Here is a 24,378-nt window from a genome sequence, read left to right as displayed (position 1 = left end):
GTCACGAAATATCGTGACGGCATGCGCTTGCGCACGCTGGATGCGTGCGCCTCCACTGACATTGTTCCGCCCGAAAAAATTCGAATTATCAAACACTTGGCACCGGATTTCACCCACGGGGCGGCGACTGGCACGGCTTTCGCCTAAAGACGGCCGCAAGACGCGCCGCGGCGTTCGGGCAGCAGCCGCTGCAGGATTCGGGTGCGGTCGCGACTTGTGTTTCCTCACGGACCGTTAAAGGAAATCTGTAATGAGCACAACCTTACGCGTTTGCATTGCGATCGCCGGCGTTGCATTTCTGCTCGCCGTCGCTATCCGGACCGATTCCGCCGTCATTTCGCTAGAGCCAACGGCCACCGAGGCCATCATTGCCGCCGCCACCGACACGACGACGCCCACAGACGCGAGGAGCACGTGCGGCGGCTCGGGCGCGATGGCGTCTGCCGCCTCGCCGGCGGTTCCGAGCGCGCGCGAGCGCACGACGCTGACGGGTTCCGGCGCATTGTGCCCACCCGCCGGGATCGACGAAGTTCAAGGTGCCGACTAGGACGAGGGATGGCCATGCAAACGAAGGAAAGCTATGTGGTGGGCGCGACGGACGTACCACTGACGGACGACACGCTGGGCGCATATATCGACAGGGTCGCCGCACGGCATGCCGACAACGAAGCTCTGGTGGTCGTTCACCAGAATGTGCGCTGGACGTGGCGCGAATTCTCGCGCCGGGTCGATAACCTCGCCGTCGGGCTGATGCATCTCGGTCTCGCACCGGGAGATCGCATCGGTATCTGGTCGCAGAATTGCTCGGAGTGGGTGTTGACACAGTTTGCTGCGGCAAAGGCGGGGCTGATTCTCGTCAATATCAACCCGGCCTATCGTCAAGAAGAACTTGAGCACGCACTCAACAAGGTGGGCTGCAAGGCGCTGATCATGTCGGCTCGCTTCCGAGGTACCGACTATGTCGAGATGCTGCGCGACGTGGCAAGCGAAGTTGCGCACTGCGCACACGGTCAATTGAAATCCGCTCGCTTGCCAGACCTCAGGCTCGTGATCATTCTGGGTGGGCAGGCGAGCGCGGGCATGCTGAACTTCGAGGCGCTCCTCGCGCCTGCGAACGAGTGTGATCTGTGCGAGCTTGCGGCTCTCGGCGCGACGCTGCGCTGCGACGATCCGGTGAACATCCAGTTCACGTCGGGCACGACAGGTTCGCCGAAGGGCGCAACGCTGACTCACCGCAATCTCCTGAACAACAGCTTCTTTGTCGGCGAGGCAATGAAGCTGACCAGTCAGGACCGGCTGTGCATTCCAGTGCCGCTGTATCACTGCTTCGGCATGGTGCTTGGCAATCTGGTCTGTGCGACGCACGGCGCGACGATGGTCCTTCCCGGCGAGGCGTTTGACGCGAAGGCAGTTCTTGAGACAGTTGAGGCAGAAAAGTGCACGGCTCTGCATGGTGTGCCGACGATGTTCATTGCGCTCCTCGCACACCCGGAATTCGGACGCTACGGTTTCGACACGTTGCGAACCGGGATCATGGCCGGATCGCCATGCCCGGAAGAAGTCATGAAGCGCGTGATGGAGCGCATGAACATGCAGCAGGTGACCATCGCCTATGGAATGACTGAAACGTCGCCGATTTCCTTTCAGAGCGCCCTCGACGATCCGCCGGGGAACCGCGTATCAACGGTGGGGCGGGTGCAGCCTCACCTCGAAGTGAAGATCGTCGACGAGCGGGGACGCACCGTGTTACGCGGCGCAATGGGCGAACTGCTCACTCGCGGCTACTCGGTTATGCGCGGCTACTGGAACGATCCCGAGAAAACGTCGGAGGCCATTGACGAGGAAGGGTGGATGCATACCGGCGATCTGGCGACCATCGACAATGAAGGATATTGCAGGATCGTCGGCCGGTCGAAAGACCTCATCATTCGCGGTGGCGAAAACATTTGCCCGCGCGACGTCGAGGAATTCCTCTATCGCTATTCGAAGGTCCAGGACGTGCAGTGCGTTGGCGTGCCGGATCCCAAATACGGAGAAGAGCTGTGTGCGTGCATCATCCTGCGTCCAGGTGCCGCGGCGGATGCCGAAGAGATCCGCTCGTTCTGTCGCGGGCGGATTGCCCACTACAAGATCCCCCGGTACGTGGCGTTCCTGGACCGGTTTCCGATGACCGTGACCGGCAAGATCCAGAAGTTTGTTCTGCGAAAGCAGATGGCCGAAGCTTTCAAGCTCAACGAGGAAGAGGCAGCATCGTGAAGTGGCTCGATATCGATGAAATGGCGGCCGGAGTTTCGCTGCCAAAAGGGTACCGCTTTGAACTACTGAAGCGAGGTGACATTTCCGAGGTCGTTGACTCGATCAGGGAATGGTTTCCGGACATTAGCGTTGGCAGCGCGAGCGTTTATTTGCGAGGCGATTTTTTCGGTGAAAAGGTCAGTCTTGTCGATGAAGCCGACAAAGATGTGCTCGTCGTGCTGCTCAGGGCAGGCCACGACCTGGCAGGGCTTTTCTCCTGCGAACGTGATCTGGACACGTTGAGTCTTTACGGCCGCCTGGTAGTGGTCGCCCCGCAGCATCGGGGCGTAGGACTATGCCGCAAATGCATCATGCTCGCCGAGTTCATCGGGCAACGGATCGGGATGGGAATGATCTACGGAATGGCTACGTTGAAGGTCCCGAATGTGCAACTGGCGTTTGAAGCGTTGGGATGGCGGCTTATCGGCATCGCTCCGGGCTACGACCGGGAGATGGTTGCGCCCGGTGTGGTGAAGCGCGTCTACGAAGCGGTGTATGCGAAGGTCCTGGTGTCCGAGTGCGAAATGTTGCGCCCGCAGATACGGAATCTCACGCGAGGCACCCGCAGGATTTTTTGCCAGATGTTTCCAGACCAGCTGCTTGCACAAGGGGGTGACTGAGAGACCAGACACCCAATTCGCAAGAGTTCAGGTCCGTCGGAACTGCACAATTCCGCACCTTTTCCTTGATGTATACCGGTGCCAAGCGTCATGGCAATCATATTGCATTCGTCCGTATGAAGATCGTTTTTGCATTGTGCCGCCGTTGATGAGCTAGAAGCGATTGAACTGGAGACGGTGCTCTTTCACGTAGATACCTGATTGATGAGTTATTGAATGTCGCCGATCAACGTTCCAGCACGTGCATACTGAATCGAGATGAGCTCCCTTTCCCTGTCGTCGTATGGAGAAGCGACTATCGCATTTCTTCTATCCATACTTGGTATTTCGGCTGTCACGAGCGGACTATCGGGTTTCGGTTTCTCAGCGATTGGCGCGGCCAGCCTGTGGATTCTGCCACCTCAGGTTGGCGTTCCTCTGCTGATGGCCTTGTCCACAGCAAACCAGACAATGTCGCTCAGACAGCTTCGCACGGAACTCAAGCCAATACGCGAATGGTGGCCCGACGGTCCCGCGCCTTTTATATTGGGCGGCATCGTTGGCATCCCGATCGGACTGCATATCCTGCGTGCGTTGCCAACATCGGGTTTGATGGTTGCCTTTGGGACTTTCCTTGTGGTGTATGCGCTGTATTCCACTTTTGCCTCGCCTACTCATCGTCAGCCTATTGCTGGATGGTGGTTGCCTGTTTTCATCGGTGTGCTGGGCGGGATCGTCGGCGGATTCACCGCTTTTCCCGGCGCAGTCGTTGTTTTGTGGATCGGTCGTCAGCGCCTGCCCAAACAGGAATCGCGTGCAATCGTGCAACCCTATATTTTTGCGATGCAGTTGCTCGCGTTAGCCATGCTAGCGATCCATCGCCCGTCAACGTTCGATGCGCAATTCTGGAGTTTGTTCGCCGCGGCGGTCGTAGTCGTTTTGCCGGGTACCTTCCTCGGTGTACGTATCTATCGATCGCTCTCCGACATTAACTTTCGTCGCGTGTGCTTTGCTCTTCTCGGGATATCGGGTCTTGCAATCCTGTGCAAGGGCGTGGTCTCGTCAGGCATCGGCGCGGTCCTGTCTCGCCTGTTGATTGACCGCGGTCTGTAGCCTTTCTCTCATCTACGAGTTCCAGTCACGCGCCCGTAATGACAGCGGGTCGCCACACGGTGACTGCTCACAAAGATGGGGTGCGCCGGTAACTGAGGTTTGCCAGTGCGCCTTGCGCGCATGCTGCATGAGGTGCTTGCCGTTTCGCGTGCTGCACGGATAGGGGCGCCGCCCGAATGCTCGTCGCACTCGACCAGGATGAGGATCAAACGGCCATGCGCATCGGACAAAATCAGATCCGGGTTAATAGGGAGTTGTCCACGGTCATTCGGAGTAACCGGTGGTCTGACGACCGCAGAGCAACCCATAGCGGCCCTCGGCCGGCGATCGGCCCAATGACCGCAATGGCCGAAGACCTGCCTCCCGTCGCGATGTCGGCAAGCTCCCGATCCCTTCTCTAAGAGAGGCTGGCGGCCGCGCGGCCGTGGAAGCGGAAGGCTACATGACTGCCGTCAGTTCGAGGACTACGGGGGCATCTTGGCCTGCACTCGCGCACGATTGTTAATCGCCTGACGGCGCCGCTTGTCGCCCATCAACTCCTGGCACAACAGTCAACCGCGTCGCTTCCTATCAAGGGGTGGCCTATACCCCGATGCCCTTAGGACCGCACCTTCATGCCCGGTCAACCCGGGGCATGGCATGCGCCGGCTCCCAGCTTCCCGCCCTTGACCCTCGACCGTAGCCGATAGCGGGCGCGCATCAAGGGGCGAGAGACCGTGTTGCCCGCCCCCCTCCCTCGCCTTTTTCCTTGACGCCCGCCCGCTATCGGCTCCTCAAGTCGCACGGGCGGGAATCCGGGAGCCTGGCGGCCGCAACGCCAACCCCGAGTTCCACCGGGAAGTGTCCGGTCGCACTGGCAAGGCACCTCTCCTCGCCCGGTTCAGGTCATCAAACTTGACTGTGGAGATTGCCATGCAACTCGCTTCCTCTTTTCATTACGGCTCCCCGATGCGGCGCGCTGACTCGCCCCTCTCAGACGACCAGATCCGCAGCGTTGCCCCTTCCATCTTCGCGGACGGCAAGCACGAAAGCCGTTCCGAACGCTACACCTACATTCCCACCGTCGACGTCCTGCGCGGTCTGCGCAACGAAGGGTTTCAGCCGTTCATGATCTGCCAGGCCCGCGTACGCGATCAGGGCAAGCGCGAATTCACCAAACACATGCTCCGGCTTCGCCATGCCGACCAGATTACCGGCGAGGAAGCCAACGAAATCATGTTGCTGAACTCGCACGACGGCACCAGCAGTTACCAGATGCTGGCGGGCACATTCCGGTTTGTCTGCCAGAACGGCATGGTCGCGGGCGAGAACATCGCCGATATCCGCGTGCCACACAAAGGCATCGTCATCCAGAACGTCATCAATGGCGCTTTCGACGTGCTCGAGGGCTTCGACTTGATCCGCGAGCAGAAGGACGGCATGCGCGCCGTCGAGCTGAACCGCAACGAGCAGCATGCATTCGCCCGCTCCGCCCTTGCGCTGCGTTACGACCCGACCGACGCCGAGGCACCGGCCCCCGTCACTGAAAGCGAGCTACTGGTGCCGCGCCGTTTCGAGGATCACCGCGACGACCTCTGGACCGTATTCAACCGCGTGCAGGAAAACCTCATGAATGGCGGGCTGCATGGACGCTCGCGCAGTGGACGCGCCATCTCGACTCGCCCCATCACCGGCATCGACCAGAACGTGAAGCTCAACCGCGCGCTGTGGATGCTCGCTGACGCCATGCGCCAGATGAAAGCATAAGCGCCGCAGGGGCGGCAACGTCCCTCCGCCCGCCCTACCTCGTTCCATCAGGACTCCCATCTGGGTCATGTCCTGATGGAATCCGGTAGCACCCAACCCGGACCCTTCTTTTTAGTTTTCTGGAGTCAGTCACGCAATCTCAACCCGAAACCCCTGCGGCAACCACAGACGAAACCGTTTCGCCGCTCGAAACCAATTTTGGCAACGAACAGCCGGTCGCTACCGTGCCATATTCCAGCCTGGGGCCCTCGCCGCTGAAGGTCAGCACTACGACATAGCCCTTGCCCGCGCCGAAGATAAAGGCTGCCGGCCACCGGTGATTGCCTTCGACCAGAACGACGCGGCAGCAGACGTGCTAGCCGCCGAATTCATGAAAGGCGATACCGATGAGGTGTAACTCATGCGGGTAGACGGCAAGCCGTCTGCCCGCCCCCAATGGACGCCTGCCCACCATCCCACCAGCGCGCCCGCACCCGCCGCCGCCAGCATCACAACCAGCCCGCCGACGACCAGCCCATAGCATGCCCGCACGAGTCGCCGCATGGCGACGTGCCCGAATAGCGTGAGCGCCGCATCGATCCGTTTCTGCTGGTCACGTACGGCGACAGCTGTCGCCCCCACGAGCCGGTTACCAGCAACGCGGGCAATGCGGTTCGCTGCCCGCTGCGTGAGTGTAGCCAGCGCCTCGTCGTTCAGCGCCGCAAGCGCGGCCCGGTAGCGCGCTTCGTGCTCGGCGGTCATTTGCTCAGCCAGTTCGATCGTGGCCTTGCAGCGCGCGAGCGCGTCTCGATGCTGCATCATCAACGCATCCGTCGCTGCGCGCGCCTCCGTCCGCACGGCATCCATACTGCCCGCGCCCACCTGCCGGATACGCTCCGGCATGGCTTCGTAGAGTTGCCCGTAATATTCGAACATGACCAGCACAGACCACAACGCATCGTTGTCGCGGAGGTTGAGCGCACTCGATACCCGCCGCATTCGCAGCACACTGGCGTTGTCAGGCAATTCACCCGTGACGTCGAGAAACAGACAGGCAAGCGCATCCACCGGTCCGCCCTGCCTGTTATCCATCGACCGTTACCTTCGCGAACATGGCATCGCACAACGAACGCCAACGCAATAGCTCGACGCGTTCACCGATATGCATCGTCGCCGCCGCCTTGCGGATCGACATGCGCTGACTGCGAAGCTCGTCCGCAACCCGATCCGCAAGGTCGGGAAAGTCCAGTGAGTGACCGCGCGATTCGACGGAACGGCGAAGCTGCGATCCCTGATACAGTGCGAACTTGTGCGCCGGACCGAAGTAGCCATTACGCACGACATTCGTTACCGCGTCCGGGAACGTCTCGCTGAAAGCGCTCAGCAGTTCGAGGCTGTCGCGTTGCCGGTTAATCACCCACAGGACAACAAGCCGGCGCCGAAGCTCGCCAAGCGCTCCGGCCAGTGTCGCGCCGAACTGCTCAACACCGGTCTGGCTCCGCGCCGCCGTGTTGACAACGATCGCCGCGTCTCGTTGCTCGTCGCAGAAATTGACGAGGCCGATCCAGCCGTCTGCATCGTCCAGGTTATAGGCGATGCAACGCATCTCATCCTGAACCGCTTTCATTACGTCCGGATTGCCGGTATCGGTCTCCACCAGCGCCGCATGAATATCGCGCCGTAGCAGATAATCGGCCAGCGCGAGCGCAACGAAGCTCTTGCCCACGCCGCCCTTGCTGCCACCAACGAGATAAATGGGGTAAGTCGTCATGTCCATTTGAATCCTCTAAAGGCTCTCGGTATCTGGCCGGATCTCGAATGAGAACGCGTCACGCATAACCATGGTTCCCGGCCTGCTACCCATCTTTCCCCCATCCTGCTTTTGATTCTCTCTGGAAGCCTCCGCGCGCGGTACATCGTCCTTGCTTGCCCTCTTCGCACGGGGCGATGGCGCGGCATTGCCTCGTCCCGATTCCTTTGCAGCCTGTCGAACTGGCCTGTCTTTCTTCAACGGGTATAGCGCGTACTTGACGGAGCCAACACTAAAATCGACGCCCTTCTTCCTTGCATGTTCAACGATTTCTTCCAGCGTATATCCCTTCTTCCTCACCGCACCGATCACGAGACGCATCTCTTTCATCGCATCGGTAATAGAGAGGCGCTGCTCGGCCTCTGGCTTGACCGGCAGTGATTCCAGAGAGCGGACAAGCTCATCCCATTGCGCCCGGGTATAGATTTTCGCAACTGGCATGGCTCGCTCCTTCGTGCTCTCTTCATCCCATCTTGTTCACTCACGAAGACGCCGTCAACACCTGTTTTTAGCCGGACTTTCGCTATCGGGACGTCGTGGAATCAGCCGGATCGCGCTGGAATATAAGAAATATTTTGGACGCGTCTGCCACAAGCAACGGACCGCGCCGATGTTCAGAAAACGTAGCGAAGGGATTCTGGGCAGACCTTACGACGGCGGAGGAGCAGAACGATTACAGGCAAGGGGCTGAATCGCTCTGGCCATCAGGATTCACACATTGGAACTGCGAGCCGACAGAGACACGATAGTTTCGCGGACCATATCTCTTGCTTTGCAAACTGCCGATAGCCGTGACTGCATGCCTCCGGGAAAGACTCAGCAGATTTTGGAAAGCAACAGCCGCCCGAAGCGGATTGACGTTGCCGATTCAGCGCATGCGATTACCGACTCCAGCCGTCACCCGCGCAGACATCTGTCTTTCAGGTAGCCGCAGTGGACCGGATCACTAAAGAGAAATCACCCTGCCAAGTATGCCGCCCCGATCGATCGACATCCCGCAACACGAGATACGGTTCGCGGTCGAGCAAAAGAAGACGTGCGGACTTGATAGGTGCATCCCGCAGACGCATCTAGCCACCTTACAGATAGTTCCCGGCCGACCTCGCTGAAAGCGCTTAGCCGTCAGACAAAAAAACGATATTAAAACGAAGGATGGCAGGATAGGCTATCGCCGGTTTTAGGCGCCCAAGCGGCCAATGCTCACTGAAGAACTCGAATAGCTGCTAATGCATACCTTCTTTCGAATGCAACTTTGCCAGACACGTCATGGCCGTATAGTGAAGTGAGCGCTTGGCGATGAAACGCAGACAGTATTCGATCGGGCAGATCATGGCAGCGCTCAAGCCGGCCGACCTGATCGCGCCAGACCTGCTGCCGGGTGCGGTCGTTTATATCGACATAACAGTTTTAATCATTTTTTAGCTATTTTATTAACTCGTGTTGGCAATTTCTTTTATGTAAATCCGCCGGTCATCTTGCGGCCTGGCATGGATGCTGACTGGATGAAACCGGAGCCACGAATGTATGCACTGACGTCGACCCCGGTAATCGCCGCACCTTCATTTCCGCGTCCGTCGAGAAGAAGAGCAGTGCGAATGCATAAGCAGAGTCATCCACGAAGTGCGTTGACCTCTTACGTGCGCATTTATCGGTCCATCGATGCCTTCAAAGGCCACAGTGACTTCTACCCGCACATCGGTTCGTAACCCAATCTAATCTTCCGGCTCACGATCGCCAGCCCACGACGTGACGACAGTGGCCTGCAAGCTGAGGACTCACGTCGGCACCCGACGCAGCTTCAGAGCGATATCGAGCTTCTCAATCCAGCCGACGTCGTCCAGCCTCGCACCAAGCAGCGCTTCAATGCGCTCAATCCTGTAGTTCAACGTATTTGGATGAATGCCAAGTTCGGCCGCGGATTGTCCGCGCCGCTGTCCCTGTTCAAAATAGGTCTGCAGCGTCGCAACCAGTTCAGGCTCGTTGGCTAGCTGTTCGAGCAGAGAAACGAGATAGCGCCGCGCATTCGCTGCATGACGCGCGCTTTCTTCAATGAGGATGCTCGAATACATTGCGACCTGCGGCCGGCCCTGGATTTTCGGCGCGAAGTCCAATGCCCTGATCGCTTCGTCGACCGTTGCCGCCCAGCCCGACGCGCCTTCGTTCATCAGGCCAACGCCGATACGACGAAGCTCCGGGACTGCACCCGCCAGAGCACTGGCCCGTTCTGCCGTCAAACGATCGATACGATTGATCGAATCGCCTCGCAGGCACGGAGCCCACAGAATCAGCCGGCCACGATGCCACGCCCGTACCAGATCGCTCGGCGCGGCAGCAAGATGACGCGCTGACGCAAGCGCGATGCGGTCCAGTTCCCGTTCACGCTCGTAGGACGTGTGATCGGGCAGTTCGAGATCGATGGCGAGCGCCACCCGTGGCGCGGTGGAATCGAGACCCAGCGCTTCCACGGTTTCCCGAAAACCGTCGTGATCTTCCGGTGTGTAAAAGACGATGTTGTAAAGCTGATGACGCAGCGCCTCGCGCCAGCGCGCTTGCTGATACTGCTCCTCGAGATAGCTTTGCGCGATGCTCTGCGCCATGACGTCAAAAAAGTCGAAAAGGTACGGCGAGATGGCGAACAGCAATTCGTCGACGAGAGTTCCGTCGTCCTCTGCCTGTGCAATGTATGTGCGCCAGATTTCGCGCGATCCGAGCCGGAAGGCACGCAGCACGGATTGCAGCGGTACGCGCTGGTGAACGCGTCGGCGGCCGAATTCCCCGAAGCGATCCATGTCGTCCGCCGATGGTGGGCGACCCGTCAGAAGCGACTGGAACCACAAACCGGCCGTCAAGTCGATCGACGCTGCAATGTCCTGTCTGACTGATGGCATCAGGTTCTCGTAACCTTCGACGCTCATCAGCGTCTCATACATGCGCTCATTCACGGCCGTCGGGTTCGCTGCAAGCAAAGCCGTGCGTTCACGCAAGCTCGCGCTGATCGTCGGGATGCTGACTATCATGAGTAGACTCTTCCCTGTAGAAGGACCTGCAACTGGCAACAGCACGGATTTCGGCTATTGTGCGATATTCGCCTCAATCGGCAGTGTGAACCGGAACACCGTGCCATTCGGCTCACGAGGCGTGACCCACAGTCGCCCACCATGGGCTTCGACAATCGATCGGCTAATGGAGAGTCCCATGCCCATTCCACTGGGTTTGGTGGTGTAGAACGAGCGGAATAATTGTTCTGTACTCCCAGGTGGAAGTCCTGAACCGGTGTCCCACACCTCGACTATCACAGCGTTCGAGTCACTCCGCTCAGAGACGATCGTCAACTCGCGCTGTCCGTCACTCACTGCGCTCATCGCCTCCGAAGCATTCATGACAAGATTGACGATCACCTGCTGCATCTTGACCCGGTCCCCGAGCACAGGCGGCAGGTTTGCGGAAAGGCATGTCTGCAACCGCACGCTGTTTCTCTGCAACTCGGCGTTGATCAGGGCCAGCACTTCGACAATGGCCTCGTTGATATCGACCGGGTCCTCGCGCGGCGGCACTTGCTTGACGAGCGATCGCACGTGGCCGACGACCTCCACCACCCGGTTGCCTTGCTTGAGAATGTGATTCAGCGATTGCCGTGCCTCCTCCAGTTCCGGAGGTTGTGCATCCAGCCAGCGCAATCCCGCCGTAGCATGCATGACAACGGCAGACACAGGTTGCTTGACCTCGTGCGCAATCGAGGCCGCCATTTCGCCGAGCATCAAGACGCGGTTCAGGCGCGCCATATCGGCCTGGGTTTGCTGCAATGCCTCCGCCGCCCGTTCACGTGAATCGCGCTGTGCCTCTTCGGCGAGTTTTCGCTCCGTCACGTCGATGATCCAGCCAACCATCCGATAGGGCTGACCAGAGATGTTCCACAGTGCCTGTCCGCGAGACTGAACCCATCGGTATTCTCCCGACATTGTGCGGATGCGATATTCGACGTCGTAGGCGTTCTTGTGCTCTAGATGCGCCGTGAGGCACGCGGTCACCCTATCGATGTCCTCTGGATGAATGGCCTCCTGATGCACGCTCGCTTCATTGGGCAGATTGTTTTGCGCATTGCCCATGATTGCCTTGAAATGCGGCGAAAAGTACATTGCTCCCGTCTGTGGATTCCAATCCCACAAGCCCGCCGTCGCGCCCCTCACCGCGAGCTGAAAGCGTTCCTCGCTCGCCCTTAGCTCGACCGCAACGCGGTGACGTTCGATCGCATAACGGATCGCGCGGCTCAGCTCCGAAGCACGGATATCCTTCTTGAGGAGATAGTCCTGTGCACCGTGCTGGATGGACTGCAGTCCGACCGAATTATCGTCCAGTCCGGTGAGAACCAGCACCGGCATGTCGGGGACCATCTGCTGGAATTTCCTGAAGGTGTCGAGCCCCCCTTTTGCGTCCGGCAGCCCGAGGTCGAGGATCACCAAGTCGAAATGCGCGGTCCGCGCGCGCGCGACGCCCTCCGCCATGGATTCGGTGCGCGCCACGTGGTATTTGAACTCCACCACGTCCTCGAGCACCCTGTCGATCAACAGTGCGTCAGTCGCGCTGTCCTCGATCAGCAGGATATGTATTTCATGATCGATGTTCACGATTTAACCGGGGGTAGCGTCACGACGCCAAGCCAGAAGTCGTTGATGCTGCGCACGACGTGAACGAACTTCTCGAAGTCCACGGGCTTGGTGATGTAGCAGTTGGCGTGCAGGCCATATGACTTCGCCACGTCCTCCTCGGCTTTGGAGGTGGTCAGCACGACGACCGGAATGTTCATCAATGCCGGATCGCTTTTCAGCTCTTGAAGGACTTCCTGGCCGCTCTTTCGTGGCAAGTTGAGATCCAGGATGATCAGGCCGGGACGGGGTGCGTTTGCATGTTTCCCTTCGCGCTTGAGGAACTCGATTGCCTCCACGCCGTCCTCCGCAATGTGTAGCGGATTGAGCACCTTGTAGTATTCCAGCGCCTCGCGCGTCATCATCACGTCCGTGGGGCTATCTTCCACCATCAGGATATGAAACATCTGCTCGCTATTTTCGGAAAGCATCGTAGTTGTCTCCTCTCTTTCGTGTTCGGCTTCAGATTGTGTTCTTGACGCCCAGCGTGAAAAAGAACGTCGCGCCCTCTTCCGGAACAGACTCGACCCAGATCTGGCCGCCGTGCTGTTCGACTATCCGCTTGCAAAGCGCCAGGCCAATCCCGGTGCCTGGATACTCTGAGCGCGTGTGCAGGCGTTGAAAGACCAGAAAAATGCGTTCGAAGTATTGCGGATCGATGCCGATCCCGTTGTCCTTGACCCAGAATAGCCACCCCTCGCCCTGGCGCTTCGCACCCACGTCGATCCGTACAGGGCGTGACTTGTCGCGGAACTTGACGGCGTTGCCGATGAGATTCTGGAACAGGAGCGTAAGGTGCGTCGGAATCGCCACCAAGGCAGGCAAAGTTTCCTTCCTCACCTCGGCGCCGCTCTCCTCCATCATGACGCTCAGGCTCTTGAGCGCCTGAGCGAGTATCTGCGCGCAGTCAGTCAACTGGCGCGCGTCGTCGGAGCGGCCAACCCGAGAATAGGCGAGCAGATCGTTAATGAGCGCCTGCATCCGCGTGGCGCCGTCGACCGCGTGTGTAATGAATTCATCGGCACGGTTGTCCAGTTGCCCCTTGTATCGCATCTGCAGCATCTGCAAGGGGCCGGCGACTGCTCGAAGCGGTTCCTGCAAGTCGTGGGAAGCAAGGTAGGCAAATTGTTCGAGGTCCTTGTTAGAGCGGGCTAATTCATCTGTTTTCCTAAGCAACTCCTCTTCCGCTTGCTTGCGCGCGGTGATGTCGACCACTGCTGCGAGGACAAATTTCCCTTCGTCGGTCGAGAGCGGATTCAGGCCGATCTCGACTGGAAATTCCGAACCGTCCTTGCGCAGCCCGTAGAGGTCACGGCCAGCTCCCATCGGGCGGCTCGTCAGATTGCTGTAGAACGACGCACGATACGCCGGGTGATGCACACGGAAACGCTCCGGGACGAGCGCTTCGATGCTTTGACCGATCAATTCGTTGCGCGGATAGCCAAAGAGCTTCTCCGTTTGTGCGTTAACGAGAACGATCCGGCCACCGTGGTCCACCATCACCATTGCGTTAGGCGCCGCTTCCACAACCTGCCGGAAGCGCTCCTCCAGACGCCTGCGCTCAGTAATGTCGACGACGGCGGCCAGCACGAACATGCCTTCGTCGGTCGAGACCGGATTGAGGCCGATTTCGACAGGAAACTCCGAACCGTCCTTGCGCCGCGCGTAAAGATCCCTGCCCGCACCCATCGGACGTGTCTTCAGGTCGCTATAGAACGCGTCACGGTAGTCCGGGTGGCGCGAGCGGAAACGTTCGGGAACGAGTACCTCGATGCTCTGGCCAACCAGTTCATTGCGCGGATAGCCGAATAGTTTTTCAGTCTGCGCATTCACGAGGACGATCCGGCCGTCGCGATCGAGCATCACCATTGCATTAGGCGCCGCTTCCACGACCTGCCGGAAACGTTCCTCCTGCCTCCTGCGCTCGGTGATGTCGACGACGGCCGCGAGGACGAACGTACCTTCGTCGGTTGAGACCGGGTTGAGTCCTATTTCAACGGGAAATTCGGAGCCGTCTTTACGCATTGCGTAGAGGTCGCGGCCCGTCCCCATCGGCCGGCTCCTCATGTCGGTGTAGTATGCGCTCCGGAAATCCGGATGACCTACCCGGAAACGCTCGGGCACGAGCGCTTCGATTCCTCTCGTCATCAATTCTTCACGCGCATAACCGAACAGCTTCTCCGCCTGCGCATTCACGAGAACGATCTTGCCAGCACGGTCCACCATCACCATGGCGTTGGGAGCCGCCTCCACGACTTGCCGAAAGAGCTCGTTAGTCAGGCCGCTCAGTTCTTTGCGTTGCTCCATCTGACCTCCTAACAAAAATTCTCGTTTTCAAGTTTGGAGCGTAAAGCCGGCGGTCCACTGCCTGGACCGTTCCACCAGATCGTCAGTCCGATTTCGCGAGTCGAGGCGTTGCGGGTTCCGTGTAGTTCTAGCTGCGCGACTGGGTATGGTTTTTATACTAGCAAACGCGTCGCGCGCAGCAAGGATGCTACCTTCCCGATGTGCCTTACGGCTCACTTCCGCTACGCGTCACCGCCGTTACAAGCGGCAAGGCTCGCAGCACGAACATCCTAATAAGAGAAGTATTCGGCAAATTCCTGGCACTCCATCACGTGCGCTACATACATCCGTATTATTTCTGTTCCGGTATCAACGTACTATTCTTCGCAATGCACTGCCGATATCATCCGCACATCTTCCTTTTTCTCGACGATCGGGGTCCTTCTTGTGGATACGTCTGAGGTAGTTACGATCGTTGACGACGATGAGGCAGTCCGTATCGCGACTGCGAACCTTGTTCGTTCGTTGGGCTGGAACGTCCGCACCTTTGCCTCTGCCGAGGAGTTCCTCGAATCTGGACAAGTGGAAGACACCTCCTGCCTGATTTCCGACGTACGAATGCCTGGCATGTCCGGTGTCGCGCTGCACGCCCGGCTTCGCAGCCAGGGTAATGCACCACCCACCATTTTTATCACCGCGTTTCCAACTCCCGACCTGCACGCCGAAGTCATTGAAAATGGCGCACTGGTCTTGCTCGAGAAACCCGTTGCCGCCGACGACGTGGTGCGCTGGCTCAGCCTCGCGTTGCGGGAGCCGCCTCCGCAAGGCAATCTGTAAGCGCTCTGGTGCACCCGGCCCCACACGGTGGCGCCGGGACGTCCCCAACACGGCGACGCTATCAAGAAGGTCCGTTCACTTGCGGCTTAAGGCCAAGTGCTTCCGCCTTTCTGACAAGATCCGGAACCGAGTGCGCAGCCAGTTTTCTCATTGCGTGTCCTCGATGAATTTTGACGGTGACTTCGCTCAGTTTCATCTGCGCCGCGATCTGCTTGTTCATCAGGCCCGAGATGACATAACGGACGACCTCCTGTTCGCGAATGGTCAACGAAGCATAGGCAGCGCGCAGCGCGACAAGCGCCTGTTCGGCCTGGACACGTTCGCCGTCGCGCGCCAATGCGTCGGTAACGGCGTCGAGAATCTCCTGGTCCCGAAACGGCTTGGCGAGAAAATCGAAGGCACCGGCTTTCATGGCTCTGACCGACATCGCAACGTCGGCGTATCCGGTCATGAAAACAATGGGCATCCGGATTTCGCTTTTTGCAAACTCCTTCTGAAATGCCAGCCCGGTTTCACCTTGCAGCCTCACATCGAGAATCAGGCAGCTCGGCACAGCCTTCTTCGGGAACGCCAGAAACTCGCGGCAGGCTGAGAAAGTCTCCACATGCAATCCGGCCGAGCGCAGGAGAGCGTTAAGTGCGATTCGCACAGCTTCATCATCGTCGATTACGTACACCATCGACGGCGGACCATCAGACGCGCCCTTCGTCGAAGTCAAGCCAGATCCTGAACTCAACGGCTTCTCCCAATTCCAGGTCTTTCGTTCGGCCCTCTCGGCCGATTGTTGCCGCCCTATTCTGATTGCGGCCAAATGGGGCATCGGAGATTTAGAAGCATTTTGAAAGCTTGCGCGGGCGAGTCGAACGACGCCCGACAAATAGCGACGAGTGAAAAATACCGCAGCGGCTGCGTATCGGCAAACGTGCATGTGGTTGCCCGATTAAGGCGTTGGTCCAGGACGACTATATCTTCGTATAGCCAACGCGAGTGGCGCGTATTTACTCGCCCTCAGCGAACGACTTCGCGCTTCCTGACGACCTCCTTCGCACCGCTCCCGCCGTTTCCCTTGCGGTGCCAGCATCCAGATAACCCGAGCATACCCCTGTATGAACCGCTCACGCGAATGAAGAACCACGCCACCCGTTCGTACGATGGTTTTTCTCGCCTTGCACGCGTACCTTTGGTGTCATCGACGGAAAGAACTTGAGCTTCCACCACCGCACAGTCGATGACCTCATGATATCCAGTAACTGTTAGGAGTCCACCATGTTCACTACGCTACATACATGGATTTTTGTGGGCAGTAACGCGTATGTCGAGTACACGTTCGTCCCGTGGCTCAACAAGAGCGTCTATCGCAGAACCATCGATCTCAACGTGATCTGTGTTCAGTAGGTCAGCCATGCGCACCATCCACTTTTTGAGCGATCAGGAAATCTTTGACCGCTCCGTCAATCACCTCCTTTCGCAACGCCGCACGGGCATTCTCGCAAACGGAGGCGCTGCGTACCGCGGCCCATGCGGCGGGTGTCCGGTTGGCAGCTTCATACGGCCGTCCGATTACCGATCCACGATGGAGGGCGTTCCGGTACGCTACCTTCCCGGGTCCGGGACCGGCTGGCCCCGTTACATGGACGCCGGCGTTGCCGCATTGTCCAAAGCCTTGTTGAACGCCGGGATCGATATTTACGATAAACGCACTGTCGCACTGCTGGTCTGTCTGCAAAACGTTCACGATATATACGGCGTCTGGGATTGGGCGGACAGGCTGCTATCGATCGCGCGTGAATACGGCCTGAGCAGTGGATGCATCCTTTCGGTGCCGGAGGACTGTCCGACTCCTGATTACAACGCGCGCAATCCGGCAAAGCATCCACCTCGTACGCAGACAACGCACGCTCGCGATTCCCGACGAAAGCGCTCGACCTCCCCGCCACCTCCCGCTGTGCAAATGTTGCCGCGAGGCGCCCACGATCCGCACGTGGCATCTGACGCCGGGCAGCGGCTTGTATGGCCCCTTGGCATGTGACGCAGAAGTCGGCGGAGAACGTGATCACCGCCGCCGCAATCGAAGTGAGGCACAAATGTTTTCGATATTTTACTTAGGAATGCAACATTGCTTTCTTTTCATTGACTTCTTGAAGCACATGCTACGGAGGATCACAAAATGAACTGGCTGGTATTAACGCTGCGCAGCCATCCTGAGATAGCGATCTTTATGTCGCTAGGGATCGGATATTGGGTGGGGGGAAAGAGTTATCGGGGCTTCAGTCTCGGCGCCGTCACCTCGACGTTGCTTGCGGCGATTGCCATCGGACAACTGGGCATTCCCATCTCCGCTAATGTCAAGTCGATATTCTTTTTGATGTTCCTCTTTGCCGTAGGCTACGGAGTGGGACCGCAGTTCGTCAGAGGCATCGCCAAGGATGGCATTCCTCAGGCGCTTTTCTCGGTTGTCCAGTGCGTCCTGTGTCTTGCCGCCCCCCTTGCCGCCGCCAAAATCGCCGGTTACGGCGTCGGTTCAGCCGCCGGCCTTCGAGCTGGCTCACAGACCATTTCGGCGTCGATGGGGCTGGCGACGGACGCCATCGGCCGACTCGGACTGCCCGCCTCGCAAACGAAGGCGTTGCTCGATGCCATGCCGACCGCCTATGCCGTGAGCTACATATTCGGCACGGTCGGCTCCGCGATCATCCTGGCCCAACTCGGCCCGAAGCTCCTGCGAATCGATCTCGTCAAGGCGTGCAAAGAATACGAAGCCAGCCTCGGCGGCACACAGCAGATCATCAGCGCGGGTAGCGCGTGGCACCAGTATGAACTGCGCGCGTTTCGCATTGCGAGCGAGAGCCCTTTCGTCGGTCTGACCGTTCGCCAGGTCGAAGCCCTGGAGGCCGAGGGCATGCGTCTGTTTATCGAACGTATCCGACGCGGTACCGCAATCGAGGAAGCAAGGCTCGACTATGTCCTGGCAACGGGTGACGTCGTGGCTGTCGCCGGGCGCCGCGACCAGCTCGTGTCCACGCTGGGCACAAACGGAGCCGAGATCGACGACGCCGAACTCCTCGCGGTTCCTGCCGAGGGAGTCGATGTCTATGTCTCCGCAAAGGATGTTGACGGCCAGACACTTCAGCAGTTGTCCACGCTTCCCGCAGCGCGCGGCGTATTCATCCGCAAGATTAAGCGCGGCCCGACCGAGACGCCAATTCCGGTGCTTCCGAGCACGCAGCTTCACCGCGGCGACACGATCACGCTCGTTGGCCGGACCCAGGACACGACTGCAGCAGCCAAAGCACTGGGCACGCTCGACCGGGCGACCAATGCGGCAGACGTTGCCTTCGTCGGGCTGGCGATCACGATCGGTGCGCTCGTTGGCGCGATTACCATCAATATCGGGGCCGTTCCGCTGACACTCTCGACGGCGGGCGGAGCGTTGATCGCCGGCATCGTGTTCGGTTGGTTGCGCGCCATCCACCCGACGTTCGGACGTGTCCCCGAGCCCACGATCTGGTTCATGAACTCGGTAGGACTGAATGTATTCATCGCCGTGGTGGGGATTACGGCGGGACCCGGTTTCGTGCTCGGCCTGAAGCAACTCGGCGTCAGCCTCTTTCTGTGGGGCATCTTCGCGACCGCAGTCCCGCTGATTCTAGGCATGTTCATCGCGAAGTATGTGTTCAGGTTCCATCCCGCAATCGTGCTGGGTTGTTGCGCCGGCGCCCGCACGACAACAGCAGCCCTGGGAATGATTTGCGACGCCGCGAGAAGCCAGGTTCCAGGGCTCGGCTACACCGTCACATACGCGGTCGGAAACACGCTGCTGACGATCTGGGGGATGGTCGTCGTCATGATAATCAAATAGCCCCACCACGCCCTACGCATTAAATGAAGCGCGCTCGGCGTGTCCTGTCACGCCGCTTCAGCAGTTGCATTTCCCGGCAATGCACATCTTGCCGATGGCATGTTCAACCCCAGGAGATAGTCAATGGCTACGCCAATTGCAGCAGTGTCGTCGTATGAAGAGTTCAATCTCAACGTGCCGGAAAACGGGTTTCCTCAACACGGCATCGCTGCACGGGCAGCAGAAGCACTCGTCCTCAGTCAGGAATGGACCGACACGAACCCGATGCTGAACATGTCGTCGTTCGTCACGACCTTTGCTGAGCCTGAAGCGGTCGAGATCGCCAAGCGAAACATGTTCAAGAACTATATCGACCACGACATGTATCCGCAGCTTTTCGCCATGGAAACGCGCATGGTGAGATGGCTGCACCAGCTCTGGAACGGACCGGAGGGCGTCGAACCGTACGGCACCGCAACGGTCGGCTCATCGGAAGCGTGCATGCTCGCCGGTCTCGCCCACAAATGGAACTGGCGTCAGAAGCGGGAACGGGACGGCAAGGACGCCACACGCCCCAATATGGTAACGGGCGGCAACGTCCAGATCGTCTGGAAGAAGTTCCTGCGCTATTTCGACGTGGAACCGCGGATCGTTCCGCTCAAGCCCGGTAACTATCGGCTAACGGCGGACGAACTGGAAAAGTTCGTAGACGAAAATACGATCGCTGTCGTTGCCATCGCCGGGCAGACCTTCACCGGCGAGGACGACGACATCCAGGGGATTCACGACTGGCTCGACGCTTATGAAGCGAGGACAGGCATTTCGATTCCGATGCATATCGACGGCGCGTCGGGCGGCTTCGTCAATCCGTTCCTGTATCCCGACTACCGCTGGGACTTCCGGCTGCCGCGCGTCCAGTCCATTAACGCATCGGGGCACAAGTACGGGCTCACGCCGCCGGGACTGGGCTGGGTGATCTTCCGTGAACGCAGCGTATTCAACGAGGATCTCGTGTTCTACGTGAACTACCTCGGCGGCGAAATGCCGACGGCCACGCTGAACTTCAGCCGCAACGCCTTCCAGATCGCCGTTCAGTACTATCAGTTCCTGCGCCTGGGTTTCGACGGGTATCAGCGGATCATGCGCCAGACGTTGGACAACGCCATCGCCTTGCGTCAGACACTCGTCGACAGCGGCTATTTCACTATCATGAACGAGGAGCAGCGCATTCCGGTGGTGGCCGTCACGCTCGACAAGAGCGTCACGAAGTTCAACGAATTCGATGTGTCCAACAAGGTCCGTGAAAAGGGCTGGGTGCTTTCCGCGTATTCGATGCCGGCCAACGCCGAGGAAGTCAAGAGCCTGCGCGTGGTGGTCCGCCCGCACATCAATCACAATGTGGCGCAGATGCTGGCGCGTGACATCGTCAATGCGTGCAAGTACCTCGAGACTCACGGCGGTAGCGCGACCGCGCCGAAGCTGCACCAGCACTTGCCGGAGAACAGGTCGCCAGCCAAGTGCTGAAGGGTCGCGCCGGAAATCTGCCTTCCACTGATTGCTCTTCCTGGCGCCCCGGGCTCGGTTTCCTCGGGGCGCACTGCACTGACACCAGGCCTCAGCGAGGCTTCAGTTCGACGGGCGCATCGGCGCGATAGCCACCGCCCAGCGCCTTCGTCAACGCGACCTCCTGACTGAGCATCTGCCCGTTCAGGGCGAGCAGTGCGACCTGCTCGGCAATCACCGGCTGGCGCGCTTCGAGCGCCGCGAGCTGGCTGGTCAGTCCGCGCTGCCAGGACGCTTCGACACTGTCTCTTGTGAACGTCACCGATTCGATGCGCTGTTTTTGCAATTCGGTTTCGGCGTCGAGCGCCTGCAAACGGCTACCGGTCTGCGCGACATCGCGAACCGCATTGAGTACGGCCTGGTTGTACTGCTCGATCAACAGGTTGCTCCCCTGGCGCGCGCCGCTCAAGTTCGCATTAAGCATGCCGCCATCGAAGATCGGCAGGTACAGGCCCGGAATCAGGTTGATCTGGCGGCTTGCGTGCGTGAACAGATCGGCGAGATGCAAGGCGTTGTAGCCGAAAAACGCCTTGATGTCGAAACTCGGATAGAAAGCGGCCTTGGCCGAGTCGATCCGGTCGAAGGACGACTGCACATACCAGCGCATAGCCTGCAAGTCGGGGCGCCGCGCGAGAAGCTCATAGGAGAGCATCGCCGGCAAGGCAGCCTGCGAGGCCGGCAGCGCAACGGGCCTGATCTCCGGCAAGCCGTCGGGCCCCGCGCCCGCCAGCGCCCGCAACGATTCCCGAAACTGCTTGATCTGCGCCTGCGTGGATACGATCTGCCGTTCGATGGCCAACTGCTGCGCACGGGCCTCTTCGAACTGCGTACGGGGCTCGAGGCCACGCGCCGCGCGCGCCTCGTGCGCCTGCACCGCAAACTGCGCGATCTCGTGTGATTCGTTCAATAGATCGATAAGCTGGTAATTCGTCTGGATACCAAAATAGATCTGCGCGACATCGGTCGATATTTCGAGTTCGACCGCCGATGTCTCTGCAAGCCTCGCGTTCGTCACGCCAATCGAAGCCGCAATCTGCGCGCGCTGCTTGCCCCAAATGTCGATGTTCAGGCTCGCGCCCAGTCCGACCACGCCCTCCGTGTACCACGGGCCCGTGAGACCCAACGCCGGTTCGTTCTGCGCGAACGGCCCAAGAAACCCGTTCGCCGAGACATGCTCGCGATTGAGCAAGGCAATCGCACTGACTTGCAGGCTCGACCCCGTCCTGACAAGGTCCACGTCCGACTTGGCCTGCGCCACGCGAGTGCGCGCGATCACCATCGTCGGGGCATTGGCGAGCGCCTGGTCGATTAGCGCGTCGAGCTGCGCGTCGTTGTAGCGCGTCCACCAGCGGGCGGCGGGCCACCCGTCGCGCGCGAGATGAATATCGTTCGCGAGATTGATCTGCGTGGGCGGGATCTCGGTATACGGCGGGCTGTCATGGCGAATTAGCGCGCAGCCCGGCAGCATAGACGCCATCCACGCGATGCACAGGCAGCGTCGGTGCCACGACACGCCTCGCCGATGGGCCCGCGCGTTCATGATCGCAAGGCCTGTGACGATGGCGCTGCGGCGGGCTCCGGGAGGCCGGCGTCAGCAGCCCATTCCGGCAACCCCGCGACCTGGCGCGTCAGGTCGTCCGCGGCCTCGATGAGTGGTCCGCCGGTCGCGAGCGCCGGTTCGCCGGCTTGCGCGACGATCGCGATGCGTCGTGGTGCGCGGGCTACCGGTGGATTCGCCGCCAGTTCCTCCGCATATCGCGCAAGCTCGGCTGATGCCTGGTCCTGGGCCGAACGCACGGCTTCGGCGGTTCCTGGGTCGGACAATTCGGCCTGCGCCGCCAGCGTACGCAGCGCATCGCCCGCCAGCATGATCTCGCGCCCCTGTGCGAGAACGGTTTGCGCGCGCAGCGTCAGTTGCGGCTGGTCGGTTTCCCGCCAGTCGGGCTCGAGTGCGACACGGGAGAGCGTCGCCTCACAATCGGCCAGCACGGCCCACGCCTGCAATTGGCGCTGCGCATAGGGCAATTCGTCGTGCCCGGTCACACCGGTTTGCGGTGGGCGCAATTGAGCGGCGATCGCCCGCAGCATGGTGGCGAGCTTCTGCCGCAGCACGTCGCCCTCGCCTTCCCGCCAGAACGCCATCTGCACGAAGGTCGCGACGCCAACGCCCAGCAGGATGCCCACCATGCGGTCGCGGATTTCCGTGAGATTGATGACTGGGCCGAATCGCGCGAGCAATGCCAGCGAAAAGGTGAACACCAGCTGGATGCCGGCGTAGCCGATTCGCTCCGAGCCGGCCGCAATCCACGCCCCGAACGCGATGACGGGCAGCGTCATCAGCAGCAGACCCGTTATTTCGTCGAGGCGCGGTACGACGAACACGACCATGAAAAGCGCGAGCGCGCTGCCGATCGCGGCCCCGGCGAGCCGCAGCAACGCACGCTGTGCCGATGCGCCGAGGCTTGGCAGCGCCACGATCAGGCAGGTCAGCATGATCGTATGGGCGCCTTGCCAGTCTGCGGCGTTGTAGAACACGTAACAGATCAACACCGCGAGCAGCGTCTTCAGTGAGAAGCGCGCATAGGCCGGGTTGGTCCAGGCGTCGGGCGCGACCATCGGTTCGCTCGGAGCGGAAGCGCCTGGCGTCGTGCCGCTCGCGAAGAGTTCGGCGTAGGCGTGCAGCGCCCGCTGCAATTCCGTGGCTGCGGGCATCGTGTCGGCGGCATTGCGTTCAACGACGCTGGCGGTGCTCACATAACGATACGGCTCGCCCAGCGCCACCGATTCGTCGAGCGCGCGCACGTTCGCTTGCAGTTCGCGAAGCATCTTCAGTTGTGCCGCCGACGCGCCTCGCCACTCTTGCGGCAGCTCGCTCGCCGCGCGATAAAGACGCGATACCGTCGCGATACATGCAAGCTGCGTCGCCTGATGCTTGCGATAGTGGGCGTCGCGCATCGTCGCGAACCGCAGCAGTTTTTGCAGCGTCAGCGCGCCTTGCTGGACGTCCGCCGGCGTGAGGAGCGTAAGCGGCGCAACGCTCGCGCCGCCCTTGATCAGTTCCACGAGCCGGACATCGAGCGCCTCGAGTTGCCGATGAATCTCCGCCTTGAGTTGCAGTTGCGGTTCCGCGGGCAACAGCAGCGTATTGACCAGTAGCGTCAGCGCGATCGGATAGTTGACGGCCACCCACACCCACAATACTGCGCGGATCAGCAGGTCGGCCTGGTCGGTCCGGTCGACGAAGCTCTGCACGTAGATGACGACAATGGCGACAATGAAAAACACCACGCCGATCTTCAGCACGCGAATGAGGTACGCGCTGCAAAAGAACATCAGACTCGCAATGACGATGCGCACCAAAGGATAGTCGTACGTGAACTTCAGCAGCAGGATCGACAGGCCGATGCCGAGCGTCGATCCGAGAATGAACATGATGCCGACGAGCCGCGTGAACACCACGTTCGACTGCGTGACGTAAAACACCACCAGCAGCGACAACGCAAGCTCAGGCACTTCGAGCGCCATCGACACGACGATCACGATCGCGCTCGTCAGCATGCAGCGCAGCGTCACGTTCATCCGCCCGGGGAACGACCCTAGCTCCTGCTTCAAGAATGCGCCGGCATCGCGCAGCGTGTCGAGCAGGTAGTCGGCAGCGGCCATCTGTGC

20 protein-coding genes and 2 pseudogenes are annotated in these 24,378 nt (G+C 59.9%); 11 read left to right on the top strand and 11 right to left on the bottom strand.

Annotated elements, in window-relative coordinates; translation table 11 throughout:
* The first annotated feature begins 250 nt into the window (after positions 1-250).
* From QFZ91_RS22495 to QFZ91_RS22475, 5 genes are all read left to right on the top strand, one after another.
* Positions 251-547, top strand: coding sequence for a hypothetical protein (locus tag QFZ91_RS22495; protein WP_429568463.1), 297 nt, complete (start codon positions 251-253; stop codon positions 545-547).
* A 14-nt stretch (positions 548-561) separates the two neighbouring features.
* Positions 562-2,256: an AMP-binding protein gene (locus QFZ91_RS22490; RefSeq protein WP_429568462.1), complete on the top strand. Its 1,695-nt coding sequence runs from the start codon at positions 562-564 to the stop codon at positions 2,254-2,256.
* Positions 2,253-2,915 carry a hypothetical protein gene (locus QFZ91_RS22485; RefSeq protein ID WP_429568461.1) on the top strand — a complete coding sequence of 221 codons (663 nt, stop codon included), beginning with the start codon at positions 2,253-2,255 and terminating at the stop codon, positions 2,913-2,915. The genes QFZ91_RS22490 and QFZ91_RS22485 overlap by 4 nt, the downstream gene beginning before the upstream one ends.
* Positions 2,916-3,173: 258 nt before the next feature.
* Positions 3,174-4,007 carry a sulfite exporter TauE/SafE family protein gene (locus QFZ91_RS22480; protein ID WP_429568460.1) on the top strand — a complete coding sequence of 278 codons (834 nt, stop codon included), beginning with the start codon at positions 3,174-3,176 and terminating at the stop codon, positions 4,005-4,007.
* Between the two features lie 912 nt (positions 4,008-4,919).
* Positions 4,920-5,753, top strand: coding sequence for a DUF932 domain-containing protein (locus QFZ91_RS22475; protein WP_429568459.1), 834 nt, complete (start codon positions 4,920-4,922; stop codon positions 5,751-5,753).
* A 267-nt stretch (positions 5,754-6,020) separates the two neighbouring features.
* On the opposite strand, the gene QFZ91_RS22470 is transcribed toward QFZ91_RS22475, so the two are convergent.
* From QFZ91_RS22470 to QFZ91_RS22460, 3 genes are read right to left on the bottom strand one after another with little or no spacing between them, the layout of a single operon-like run.
* Positions 6,021-6,824: a hypothetical protein gene (locus QFZ91_RS22470; RefSeq protein ID WP_429568458.1), complete on the bottom strand. Its 804-nt coding sequence runs from the start codon at positions 6,822-6,824 to the stop codon at positions 6,021-6,023.
* Complete coding sequence (locus QFZ91_RS22465; RefSeq protein WP_368716162.1) at positions 6,817-7,509, bottom strand: protein mobD; 693 nt, start codon at positions 7,507-7,509, stop codon at positions 6,817-6,819. Before QFZ91_RS22465 ends, QFZ91_RS22470 begins: the two co-directional genes overlap by 8 nt.
* A 9-nt stretch (positions 7,510-7,518) precedes the next feature.
* Positions 7,519-7,983, bottom strand: a complete 465-nt coding sequence (locus QFZ91_RS22460; RefSeq protein WP_368716161.1) for a hypothetical protein — start codon at positions 7,981-7,983, stop codon at positions 7,519-7,521.
* Positions 7,984-8,838: 855 nt separating this feature from the next.
* Between QFZ91_RS22460 and QFZ91_RS22455 the strand changes: the two genes are divergently transcribed.
* Positions 8,839-8,964 (top strand): hypothetical protein, encoded by a 126-nt coding sequence (locus QFZ91_RS22455; RefSeq protein ID WP_368716160.1) that lies wholly within the window; start codon positions 8,839-8,841, stop codon positions 8,962-8,964.
* 353 nt (positions 8,965-9,317) lie between these two features.
* On the opposite strand, the gene QFZ91_RS22450 is transcribed toward QFZ91_RS22455, so the two are convergent.
* The 5 genes and pseudogenes from QFZ91_RS22450 to QFZ91_RS22430 all read right to left on the bottom strand — a co-directional run.
* The gene (locus QFZ91_RS22450) at positions 9,318-10,559 is read right to left on the bottom strand and encodes a PucR family transcriptional regulator (RefSeq protein WP_429568457.1); all 1,242 of its coding nucleotides are present in this window, start codon (positions 10,557-10,559) and stop codon (positions 9,318-9,320) included.
* Between the two features lie 54 nt (positions 10,560-10,613).
* Entirely contained in the window at positions 10,614-12,170 is a 1,557-nt protein-coding gene (locus QFZ91_RS22445; RefSeq protein ID WP_429568677.1) for an ATP-binding protein, read from the bottom strand.
* Positions 12,164-12,616 (bottom strand): response regulator, encoded by a 453-nt coding sequence (locus tag QFZ91_RS22440; protein ID WP_368716157.1) that lies wholly within the window; start codon positions 12,614-12,616, stop codon positions 12,164-12,166. Before QFZ91_RS22440 ends, QFZ91_RS22445 begins: the two co-directional genes overlap by 7 nt.
* A gap of 31 nt (positions 12,617-12,647) precedes the next feature.
* On the bottom strand, positions 12,648-14,117 hold the full coding sequence (locus QFZ91_RS22435; RefSeq protein WP_429568676.1) for a sensor histidine kinase: 1,470 nt from the start codon (positions 14,115-14,117) through the stop codon (positions 12,648-12,650).
* A pseudogene (locus QFZ91_RS22430) lies at positions 14,100-14,492 on the bottom strand (PAS domain S-box protein); the annotation flags it as partial. The gene QFZ91_RS22435 and the pseudogene QFZ91_RS22430, both read right to left, overlap by 18 nt.
* Positions 14,493-14,918: 426 nt before the next feature.
* Between QFZ91_RS22430 and QFZ91_RS22425 the strand changes: the two are divergent.
* Positions 14,919-15,308, top strand: coding sequence for a response regulator transcription factor (locus QFZ91_RS22425; protein ID WP_368716156.1), 390 nt, complete (start codon positions 14,919-14,921; stop codon positions 15,306-15,308).
* Positions 15,309-15,369: 61 nt separating this feature from the next.
* Here QFZ91_RS22425 and QFZ91_RS22420 read toward each other — a convergent pair whose 3' ends face one another.
* Positions 15,370-15,987 (bottom strand): response regulator transcription factor, encoded by a 618-nt coding sequence (locus QFZ91_RS22420; protein ID WP_368716204.1) that lies wholly within the window; start codon positions 15,985-15,987, stop codon positions 15,370-15,372.
* Positions 15,988-16,574: 587 nt separating this feature from the next.
* Between QFZ91_RS22420 and QFZ91_RS22415 the strand changes: the two genes are divergently transcribed.
* From QFZ91_RS22415 to QFZ91_RS22400, 4 genes and pseudogenes are all read left to right on the top strand, one after another.
* Entirely contained in the window at positions 16,575-16,703 is a 129-nt protein-coding gene (locus QFZ91_RS22415; protein WP_255214966.1) for a hypothetical protein, read from the top strand.
* Between the two features lie 7 nt (positions 16,704-16,710).
* Positions 16,711-17,112, top strand: a pseudogene (locus QFZ91_RS22410) (hypothetical protein); the annotation flags it as partial.
* 363 nt (positions 17,113-17,475) lie between these two features.
* Positions 17,476-19,167: an aspartate-alanine antiporter gene (aspT, locus tag QFZ91_RS22405; RefSeq protein ID WP_429568456.1), complete on the top strand. Its 1,692-nt coding sequence runs from the start codon at positions 17,476-17,478 to the stop codon at positions 19,165-19,167.
* A 123-nt stretch (positions 19,168-19,290) separates the two neighbouring features.
* Complete coding sequence (locus tag QFZ91_RS22400; RefSeq protein ID WP_429568455.1) at positions 19,291-20,670, top strand: glutamate decarboxylase; 1,380 nt, start codon at positions 19,291-19,293, stop codon at positions 20,668-20,670.
* A 91-nt stretch (positions 20,671-20,761) separates the two neighbouring features.
* Here QFZ91_RS22400 and QFZ91_RS22395 read toward each other — a convergent pair whose 3' ends face one another.
* Together QFZ91_RS22395 and QFZ91_RS22390 are read right to left on the bottom strand one after the other, a co-directional pair.
* On the bottom strand, positions 20,762-22,249 hold the full coding sequence (locus QFZ91_RS22395; protein WP_429568454.1) for an MdtP family multidrug efflux transporter outer membrane subunit: 1,488 nt from the start codon (positions 22,247-22,249) through the stop codon (positions 20,762-20,764).
* Positions 22,246-24,372 (bottom strand): FUSC family protein, encoded by a 2,127-nt coding sequence (locus QFZ91_RS22390; RefSeq protein ID WP_429568453.1) that lies wholly within the window; start codon positions 24,370-24,372, stop codon positions 22,246-22,248. Before QFZ91_RS22390 ends, QFZ91_RS22395 begins: the two co-directional genes overlap by 4 nt.
* Between the last annotated feature and the right edge of the window lie 6 nt (positions 24,373-24,378).

The organism is Paraburkholderia sp. JPY419, assembly GCF_050435705.1.
Lineage (GTDB): Bacteria > Pseudomonadota > Gammaproteobacteria > Burkholderiales > Burkholderiaceae > Paraburkholderia > Paraburkholderia youngii.
This window is presented reverse-complemented; position numbering and strand designations above follow the sequence as displayed.

Bases quoted from the DNA above. Each gene is read 5' to 3' on its own strand.
- QFZ91_RS22495 (WP_429568463.1), top strand. From the start codon at position 251: ATGAGCACAACCTTACGCGTTTGCATTGCGATCGCCGGCGTTGCATTT.
- QFZ91_RS22490 (WP_429568462.1), top strand. From the start codon at position 562: ATGCAAACGAAGGAAAGCTATGTGGTGGGCGCGACGGACGTACCACTG.
- QFZ91_RS22480 (WP_429568460.1), top strand. From the start codon at position 3,174: ATGAGCTCCCTTTCCCTGTCGTCGTATGGAGAAGCGACTATCGCATTT.
- QFZ91_RS22475 (WP_429568459.1), top strand. From the start codon at position 4,920: ATGCAACTCGCTTCCTCTTTTCATTACGGCTCCCCGATGCGGCGCGCT.
- QFZ91_RS22470 (WP_429568458.1), bottom strand. From the start codon at position 6,824: ATGGATAACAGGCAGGGCGGACCGGTGGATGCGCTTGCCTGTCTGTTT.
- QFZ91_RS22465 (WP_368716162.1), bottom strand. From the start codon at position 7,509: ATGGACATGACGACTTACCCCATTTATCTCGTTGGTGGCAGCAAGGGC.
- QFZ91_RS22460 (WP_368716161.1), bottom strand. From the start codon at position 7,983: ATGCCAGTTGCGAAAATCTATACCCGGGCGCAATGGGATGAGCTTGTC.
- QFZ91_RS22455 (WP_368716160.1), top strand. From the start codon at position 8,839: ATGAAACGCAGACAGTATTCGATCGGGCAGATCATGGCAGCGCTCAAG.
- QFZ91_RS22450 (WP_429568457.1), bottom strand. From the start codon at position 10,559: ATGATAGTCAGCATCCCGACGATCAGCGCGAGCTTGCGTGAACGCACG.
- QFZ91_RS22440 (WP_368716157.1), bottom strand. From the start codon at position 12,616: ATGCTTTCCGAAAATAGCGAGCAGATGTTTCATATCCTGATGGTGGAA.
- QFZ91_RS22420 (WP_368716204.1), bottom strand. From the start codon at position 15,987: ATGGTGTACGTAATCGACGATGATGAAGCTGTGCGAATCGCACTTAAC.
- QFZ91_RS22415 (WP_255214966.1), top strand. From the start codon at position 16,575: ATGTTCACTACGCTACATACATGGATTTTTGTGGGCAGTAACGCGTAT.
- aspT (WP_429568456.1), top strand. From the start codon at position 17,476: ATGAACTGGCTGGTATTAACGCTGCGCAGCCATCCTGAGATAGCGATC.
- QFZ91_RS22400 (WP_429568455.1), top strand. From the start codon at position 19,291: ATGGCTACGCCAATTGCAGCAGTGTCGTCGTATGAAGAGTTCAATCTC.
- QFZ91_RS22395 (WP_429568454.1), bottom strand. From the start codon at position 22,249: ATGAACGCGCGGGCCCATCGGCGAGGCGTGTCGTGGCACCGACGCTGC.
- QFZ91_RS22390 (WP_429568453.1), bottom strand. From the start codon at position 24,372: ATGGCCGCTGCCGACTACCTGCTCGACACGCTGCGCGATGCCGGCGCA.